Here is an 8,223-nt window from a genome sequence, read left to right as displayed (position 1 = left end):
GCGCATCTGCGAAGCTCGCTTGACCAACCTGCCGATACGCCATCCCCGCCTCCCCCTTCAGATCGGTCTTAGAGAATTGCAGATTCGCCTTTGCGCAAAGCCCTCGCTTGCGGGGGAGGTCGGATTGCATCGAAGATGCAATCCGGGTGGGGGCTCTTTCCACAAAATGACTCGTGGACACACCCCCACCCCGGCCCTCCCCCGCAAGCGGGAGAGGGAGCAGATCTCGGCCGTGGCCACGTCTCAGCCCCGTACCAGCAGCGTGTTGCTCCGGGTCCGGCCCTGCTCGACGTAACCGCGCGCGTGCATGTCCGCAATGCAGTCGTCGGTCCATTCGTCCTTCGACAGATGCTCGATCACCACCGCGCCGGGCCACAGCGACTGCGGCGCGTCGCGGAAGAAGCCGATCAGCACGCAGTCCTCGAAACCCTCGACGTCGATCTTGAGCGCGTCGACCTTGCTCGCGCCGGCTTCGTCGAGGATGCGTTGCAGCCGCAGCGACGGCACCTTGAACGCCTTGCCGGTGGGCGTGCCGGTGACGATGTGGCTGGCGCCGAGATTGTCGCCGTCGGTCTCGATCATCAGTTCGCCATCGGTCGGGCCAGCGGCCGCCGCAACCAGGCGCACCTGCGGAAAGCCGGAGGCCTGGGTGTTGAACTTGAGCCGTGCATGCGTCACCGGATGCGGCTCGATCGCGATCACCTTGCCGCCGGGCCCGACATCGCGCGCCAGCGCCAGCGCATAGGTGCCGACATTGGCGCCGAGATCGACGAAGGTGCCATCCGCTCCGACATGCGCCCGCAGGAAGGCGAGTTCTTCAAGGTTGTAATCGGGATTGAACAGCGCGCCGCGCTCGGTCGCGCTTTGCTGATGATAGAATCGGAACGATGCGCCCTGATAGGTCACGTCCAGCGGACCCGCGCCGAACAGATTGACCAGCTTCGACAGCCAGGGCCGGAACGCGCCGCGCTTCAGTCCTGAGCCATGCGCCAGGCGGATGATGGCGGCCTGCGCCGCATTGGGCGCGAAGGCGCCGAACGGCGCCGGCGATATGTCGTTGCTGGGGATCACGCATGGCCTCGTCAAAAGCGCGGCATGCATAGCCGGTTTTGACGGCAGCGCCAACGCCCGTTACGCCGCCTTGCCCGCTGCCTGCCGTTGCCGCAGGAAGCGGCCGAGCAGCCTTCGCTTGCCCTTGCGCGGGATCAGATCGACGTCGCTGACCAGTTTGGCGCCGCCCTTGCGGCGCTCCAGCACGATCTTGCGGCTATGGAACGCTTCGAGCTCGACGCGATGGGCGACGCTGACGATGGTCGCCTTCGGCAGTTCCGTCGTCACCATCTCCATCATCTTGTCCTGGCTCTTCTCGTCGAGCGCGGACGTCGCCTCGTCGAGCACGACGATGTCGGGCGCGTGCAGCAGCAGGCGGGCAAAGGCGAGCCGCTGTTTCTCGCCGCCGGACAGGGTCTGGTCCCACGGCGCGTCCTCCTCGATCTTGTCCTTGAGATGGTCGAGGCCGACCTTGTGGAGGGCACGACTGATCTCATCGACGTTCCAGTCTTCCGCCGCGCCGGGATAGGCCACCGCGCGCCGCAGCGTGCCCGAGGGCACGTAGGGCTTTTGCGGCAGCATGAAGAGGCGGCGGTCCGCGTGCAGGCCGACACTGCCGCCGCCCCACGGCCACAGCCCGGCGATGGCGCGCACCAGCGTGCTCTTGCCGGTGCCGGATTCGCCGGCGACCAATAGCCGCTCGCCCGGTTCGATCACCACTTCGGTCTCGCCGACCACGGCGGTGCCGTCGTCCAGCGTGACGGAGAGATCGTTGAGGCTCAGCATGGCCTCGCCCGCGGTCTCGCCGCGCTCGATGCGGCCGAAGCCGTCGCCGGTCTCGGCGCGTTCAAGCCCGTCAAGCGACATCATCAGCGAGGCGATGCGCCGTGCGCAGGCGTTCCAGTCGGCGAGCCGCGGATAGTTGTCGACCAGCCAGCCGAACGCGGTCTGCACGATGGTGAAGGCCGAGGCCGCCTGCATCACCTGGCCGAGCGACATGCTGCCGTCGAGGAATTTTGGCGCGCACAGCAGCAAGGGTACCACCGGCGCAATGAGATTCGATCCCTGCGACACCAGCGTCGTGCGCATGTGCTGCCCGGCGAGCCGCGCCCATTGCCGCAACACGTTCGAGAACGTCTTGTCGATGCCGTCGCGCTCCTCGGTTTCGCCGCCGAGCAGCGCGATGCTTTCGCCATTCTCGCGCACGCGGGTCAGGATGTAGCGGAATTCCGCTTCCGCCTGGTTCTTGTCCTCGGAGATCTGCACGAAGCTGCGGCCGATCGCTGTGATCGAGCCCGACGCGATCGCCGCATAGATGATCGCGGCAATGACCAGGAAGCCCGGGATGCTGATCGACGAGCCGCCGAGCGTCACCGTCAGCGCGCCGCCGATGGTCCAGAGCACGACGATGAAGGTGACGGCCGAGAGCAGCGCCGACGTCACGCCGGCGATGAAGTCCACCGGAGAATCAGTCGCGATCCGCAGATCCTCCGCGATCCGGTACTCCGGATTCTTGTGGTCACCGTCGACCAGGTTGAGCTGATAGTAGCGGCCGTTGGTCAGCCAGCGCGACACGACGGCGTTGGTCAGCCAGGCGCGCCAGCGCCGCTGGATGCCCATGCGGCCGAACACCTGCGCGACCCCCAGCAGCACGCTGCCGATCGCGAGCGGAAAGAAGATGGCGGTCAGGTGGAAGACACTGGCCGAATCGCGCTTCTCGATCGCATCGAAGATCGCGCGATTCCAGACATTGATGCCGTATTGAACGGCGACATTGGCGACGATCAACAGCAGCAGGCCGATCGTGAACAGCCATGCCAGCCGGTCGCCGCTCCGGCCCCAATAGCCGCGCGCGCTGATCCAGAACCGCGTCAGCAAATAGTCCTTGCGCGCCTCTTCGGCCTCTTCGGCCGACAGCTCGGGATCGGGTTCGACGATTTCAGGCGGCGGCGGTTCGACATGGTCGCCGCCTTCGGCAGTCACCTCGACAAATTCCGACTTCTCATCCGCTTCGCTTGCCGCGGGATCCTTGCGCTCTTGATCAGCCGGCTTTGCGCTCGCTTTCCGACGCGATGCGGTTTTGGCCGACGATTGGGATTTTGCCTCAGCTTTGCCCATGGCACGATAACGCCAGGCAAATTACCCGGTTCCGCACTGGGACCGGTGGTCAGCTGCGCCCTCTGTTCAAGAGAGGGCGAAACGAGATGCAAAGCTCGGACAAATTATGTCGCGAGAAAGCTGAGCTATGTCCTCATCCTCATCTGTCATCGCCCGGCTCGACCGGGCGATCCAGTACGCCGCGGCCTCTCGGCTCAAGCGCTGGCGCCTCTGGAATACTGGATCACCCGCATGCGCGGGTGATGACACCGCGCGGTGTGACATCTGGAATTGCGACTCATCCTCACTGTCGTCCTGGCTTTCGCCAGGACGACAGCGTGCTCGAGATGTGCCACGCAATCACCTCACTCCGCCGGCGCCTGATCGCGCCTCAGCCGGCGCGACCGCGTCGCTTTGTGCAGCACGCGCGCGAGCTGCTCGGCCGAATACGGCTTCTGCAGCAGCTCGAAGCCGCCGCTGCCCTGTTGCGACAGCACCTGGCTGTAGCCGGAGGCGAGCACGATCGGCAGATCGAGCCGCTGCCGGCGGATCTCTTCCGCAAGCTCGATGCCGCTCATGCCGGGCATCACGACATCGGTGAACACCAGGTCGAACCGGTCAGCATCGACGGCCAGCTCCTCCAGCGCGTGGGTGGCGTTGTCCACCAGCACGCAGGTGCAGCCGAGCTGGGTCAACGTGTCGGCGGCAAACTTTCCGACCTCGGCATTGTCCTCGACGATCAGGACCGATGCGCCGGTCCGATCGACCGAGGGCGCGTCCTCGGTGCGCTGCGCTCGCGCGCCATGCCCGCCGACGACGCGCGGCAGATACAGCGTGAATGTCGCACCCTTGCCGACTTCGCTGGTGACGGTCACCTCGCCGCCGGACTGCTTGGCGAAGCCGAACACCTGGGACAGGCCGAGGCCGGTGCCGTGACCGACCTCCTTGGTGGTGTAAAACGGCTCGAAGATGCGGCCGAACAGCTCCTGTGGAATTCCGACGCCGGTGTCGGTCACCGACACCGCGACATGGCCGGGCGAGTTCGGCGGCGTGCCGGTCGCGGACGGCAGTCTGTCCACGGCGCGGACCGCGATCGTGAGGCGGCCGACGCCGTCCATGGCGTCGCGCGCGTTCACCGCCATGTTGATGATGGCGGTCTCGAACTGGCCGGCATCGGCGTTGACGAGGCAGGTCTCGTCCGGCACCTGCGCCGTGATCTCGATGCGGGCGCCGATCAGGGTTGCGATCATCTCACTCAGGGTGCGGACATTCTGGCAGGCGTCGAACACCTCGGGCTTGAGGGTTTGCCGCCGCGCGAATGCAAGCAGCTGGTTGGTCAGCTTGGCGGCACGGTTCACGGTGTTGGAGATCGCATCGATGTAGCGCTGCCGCCGCGGCTCCGGCAGGTCCGGCCGCCGCAACATGTCGACCGACGCGCGGATCACGGTGAGCAGGTTGTTGAAGTCGTGCGCGACGCCGCCGGTGAGCTGCCCGAGCGCCTCGAGCCGCTGGCCGTGCCGCAACGCCTCCTCGGCCTCGATGCGCCGGTTGGCCTCCTCCTGCAGGCGCTGGGTTCGCCGGAAGGCGAGCGCGAGCAGGCCGAACAGCAGGCCGGTGGCCGGGATCCCGAAGATCAGGTGCTGGGCCATGGTCGACATCCAGCGCGACTGGATCGCCGAGGTTTCGAGGCCGGCACTGACATAGACCGGGTATCCCGCCAGCCGCTGATAGCGCATGCGCCGCTCGATGCCGTCGGCCGGGGAACGGATCGTCATCGTCCCGGCCTCGGGATTGGCGACGATCTGCCGCCCGAGCGGTCCGCTCGGCTCGAACCGGACGTCGTGGTTGACGGCAGGGAAGTGCGCCAGCACGGCGCCATCGGTCCGGATCAGCGCCAGGAAGCTGCCGGGCTCGCGGCCGATCCTGGCGTAGAAATTCTCGAAATATTCCGGAAGCACGGAGGCCTGGATCACGCCGGCAAAGCTGCCGTCGTCACCGTTGCGGCGCCGGCCGACGCTGAAGAACCGCGAGCCCAGATAGGGCGGCCGCGGCGTCAGCACCTCGCCGATATAGGTGCCGATGTCGCCCTGGGCATGGATCCGGAAGTAGTCCCGGTCCGAGAAGTCGACGTCGGGGGCCGGCTGCACCAGGCTGTTGACGAGGGCGCGGCCGTTGGCATCGAACACCCAGACCGATTTCACCTGGGGAAGCGCCATGGCGACCTGCCGCAGCCGCTCGTGCAGGCTCTTCTCGCGCGCGCCGATATCGGCATCGCCCATGCCGCGGACGACCTCGGTGACCTCGGCCAGGCCGCGATCGATGGTCTCGAACACCTTCAGCGCGTGCTCATGGGCGACATCGAGCGTGCGCTGGATCTCCTGGTCGGCGGCCTCGCTGGTCGAGATCCAGGACATTGCGGAGGCAAAAACGAACAGCGCCAGCGGAAGGGCCAGCGCGGCGGCCATCATCCATTGCAGCAGTCTCAGCGAATTGCGTTGTGCGGTCTGCACGGGCGCTCCGGCTCCGCACGAACCATAACGCAAACCGTTGCGCGGGAGGAAGCGAAACGGCGCCGCCGGGCGCGGCGCGGACGCTCGTTCGCCATTCCGCGATCGGTCAAGGTTACCGGAGACCAACCCGGATCGATCAATTCGAAGCCGGCTCACGTCCGGGGCCGCGCGGGGCGGCTGCGGCACCGTGGCATCACGACCTCGTTAGCGCCTCGCCGGCAGTCAAGCGGAAAATCGGCCTGGATGGCGCTTCCGGGTGCTGTTTTTAGGAGTTCTAAAACCTCTCACGGGCAAACGCTTGACCCTGTGACTACCTGCTGAAAAACAGGCCGCATGACAGGCGATCCAAACAGCTCCCGGGATAATTTGCAGGACGTCCGGCTCGGACATGCGGATCGCGGTTTTGTCGGAAAGATCATCAGGCTCGATGCGCTCGTGACGGGTTCATCGCTGTCTCCGCAGGAGCTGGAGCAGCGCCTGGTCGAGATGGGATTTGTCGAGGGCGCGCGCGTGGAAATCCTGCATGAAGGCACGATCCGGAAGGACCCGATCGCGGTGCGCGTCGACAACATCACGATCGCGCTGCGCCGGAGCGAAGCCATGGCTGTGATCGTCGAATGACCACTGCATCCCTGCGCCTGGCGCTGGTCGGCGCGCCGAACACCGGCAAGACGTCGCTGTTCAACAGCCTGACCGGCAGCCGACAGAAGGTCGCCAACTACCCGGGCGTCACGGTCGAGCGCAAGTCCGGCGGCTTCGTCACCCCCGAGGGCCGCAGCGTGACCGTGCTCGACCTGCCCGGCACCTATTCGTTGCGCGGCCGCAGCCCGGACGAGGAGATCACCCGCGACATCGTGCTGGGCCGCTTCGACGGCGAGGCGGTGCCCGATCTCGTGCTCTGCGTCGCGGACGCCACCAATCTGCGGCTGACCTTGCGGCTGGTGCTCGAGCTGAAGCGCGTCGGCCGGCCGATGATGCTGGTGCTCAACATGATCGATATCGCCAGGCGCCGCGGTGTCACGATCGACATCGATCGGATGTCGCAGGAGTTGGGGCTACCGATCGTGACCTCGGTCGCGGTCCGCAAGGGCGGCATCGACGAGCTCCTGAAGCGGACCGACGAATTCTTGGCGAGGTCGCATGAGGCGGCGGCCAGCGAGTGGACGACGCCGACGATTGCCGACCTCAAGGCGGCGCAGCGCGAGGCGGACCGCATCATCGCCGCGGCGGTGACGCTGCCGACCAAGCCCGACACGCTGACCAACCGGATCGATTCGGTCGTGCTGCATCCGGTCTGGGGTCTCGTGATCCTGGCCGTGATCCTGTTCGTGATGTTCCAGGCGGTGTTCACCTGGGCGCAGCCGGCGATGGAATTTCTCTCGGACAGCTTCGCCGCGCTCGGGCAGCTGATCCACGGCGTGTTGCCCGAAAGCTGGAGCCTGTTGCAGAGCTTCCTGCAGAACGGCGTGATCTCCGGCGTCGGCAGCGTGATCGTGTTCCTGCCGCAGATCATCATCATCTTCCTGTTCATCCTGCTGTTGGAAGATTTCGGCTACATGGCGCGCGCCGCGTTCCTGATGGACCGCATCATGGGCGGCGCCGGGCTGCATGGCCGCGCCTTCATTCCGCTGTTGTCGAGCTTTGCCTGCGCGATTCCCGGCATCATGGCGACGCGCGTCATCGACAACCGCCGCGACCGCCTGACCACGATCCTGATCGCGCCGTTGATGACCTGCTCGGCGCGCATTCCGGTCTATACGCTGATCATCTCGGCCTTCGTTCCGGCGACCACGCTATGGGGTTTCGTCAATCTGCAGGGGCTCGTGATGTTCGGCCTCTATGCCGCCGGCATCACCAGCGCGCTGACGGTCTCGGCGATCGCGAAATTCTTCCTGTGGCGCGATCACGCGCCGGCGCCGTTCATGCTGGAATTGCCCGATTACAAGATGCCGCGGCTGCGCAGCATCGCGATCGGCGTGTTCACCCGCGCCAAGATGTTCCTGTACCGGGCCGGCACCACGATCCTCTCGATGATGGTGCTGATCTGGTTCCTGGCCTCGTTCCCGCAGGCGCCGGCCGGCGCCGAGGGGCCGGCGATCAATTACAGCTTTGCGGCGATGATCGGCCATGCGCTCGAGCCGCTGCTGCGGCCGATCGGGTTCAACTGGCAGATCGCGGTGGCGCTGATTCCGGGCATGGCGGCGCGCGAGGTCGCGGTGGCGGCGCTCGGCACCGTCTATTCGATCGAGGGCGGCAAGGAGGCGGCGGACCAGATCGGCCAGGTGCTGGCGCAAAAATGGACGCTGGCGACCGCGCTGTCGCTGCTGGTCTGGTACATTTTCGCCCCGCAATGCGCCTCGACGCTCGCGGTGATCCGCCGCGAGACCGGCGGCGCGAAGTGGATGGTGGTGACATTCATCTACATGCTCGCGCTGGCTTATGTCGCAAGCTTCCTGACCTTCAACCTGGCGCTGGCGCTAGGCCTGCATTGATCGGCAACGCAGTTTCATCATTTCGACTCGAAACTGCGATAGGTGCAGGCAGCCAAGCGAAGCAGTAGAGTTGG

5 protein-coding genes are annotated in these 8,223 nt (G+C 66.1%); 2 read left to right on the top strand and 3 right to left on the bottom strand.

What is annotated here, in order from left to right; all coding sequences use genetic code 11:
- Positions 1 to 243 precede the first annotated feature (243 nt).
- From PMN64_RS28715 to PMN64_RS28705, 3 genes are all read right to left on the bottom strand, one after another.
- Positions 244 to 1,101, bottom strand: coding sequence for an FkbM family methyltransferase (locus PMN64_RS28715; RefSeq protein WP_411783087.1), 858 nt, complete (start codon positions 1,099 to 1,101; stop codon positions 244 to 246).
- 30 nt (positions 1,102 to 1,131) lie between these two features.
- Positions 1,132 to 3,168, bottom strand: coding sequence for an ABC transporter ATP-binding protein/permease (locus tag PMN64_RS28710; RefSeq protein WP_411783086.1), 2,037 nt, complete (start codon positions 3,166 to 3,168; stop codon positions 1,132 to 1,134).
- 344 nt (positions 3,169 to 3,512) lie between these two features.
- A complete protein-coding gene (locus PMN64_RS28705) occupies positions 3,513 to 5,657 on the bottom strand; it encodes an ATP-binding protein (RefSeq protein WP_411783085.1) in 2,145 nt (714 codons plus the stop codon).
- Positions 5,658 to 5,990: 333 nt separating this feature from the next.
- Between PMN64_RS28705 and PMN64_RS28700 the strand changes: the two genes are divergently transcribed.
- Complete coding sequence (locus PMN64_RS28700; RefSeq protein WP_026192088.1) at positions 5,991 to 6,278, top strand: ferrous iron transport protein A; 288 nt, start codon at positions 5,991 to 5,993, stop codon at positions 6,276 to 6,278.
- Positions 6,275 to 8,149, top strand: coding sequence for a ferrous iron transporter B (gene feoB, locus PMN64_RS28695; protein ID WP_411783084.1), 1,875 nt, complete (start codon positions 6,275 to 6,277; stop codon positions 8,147 to 8,149). The genes PMN64_RS28700 and feoB overlap by 4 nt, the downstream gene beginning before the upstream one ends.
- Positions 8,150 to 8,223 lie beyond the last annotated feature (74 nt).

Source organism: Bradyrhizobium sp. UFLA01-814 (assembly GCF_046718885.1).
Taxonomy (GTDB): Bacteria; Pseudomonadota; Alphaproteobacteria; order Rhizobiales; family Xanthobacteraceae; genus Bradyrhizobium; species Bradyrhizobium elkanii.
Note: the sequence above shows the minus strand (reverse complement) of the source record. Positions and strands in the feature narration are given on the sequence as shown.